This is a genomic window from Nocardia sp. TBRC8007 (genome assembly GCF_056629435.1).
On sequence record NZ_JBWSOR010000211.1, the window covers coordinates 1 to 291 of the forward strand.

General features: G+C 61.9%; 1 protein-coding gene. It reads right to left on the reverse strand.

Annotated elements, in window-relative coordinates; all coding sequences use genetic code 11:
- On the reverse strand, positions 1 to 291 hold a 291-nt coding region (locus ACX4ZE_RS23345), incomplete at both ends, for a transposase (RefSeq protein WP_480275620.1).

A 291-nucleotide genomic window follows, 5' to 3' on the forward strand; every position in this document is an offset into this window, starting at 1 on the left:
GGGGAGTTTCTGGATGCGCCGGAAGAACGACAGGACAGCGAGGTGCAGTTGGTTCCGTTCCTCGATGATCTGGTCGGCCAGGACACGTTTGAGGTCGGCGTTGACCAGTTCGTCGGGGTTGAGGTGCGGTGCATAGGCGGGCAGGTAGTGCAGTTCGATCCGGTTGTGGTGGGTATCCATCCAGGTCGCGGTCGCTTTCGCGCGGTGGACCGGGTGCCGGTCCACGATGAGGTGGATCTTGGTGTCGTAGCCGTTGATCAGGCGTTTGCAGAAGGTGAGGAACCCGGCGGT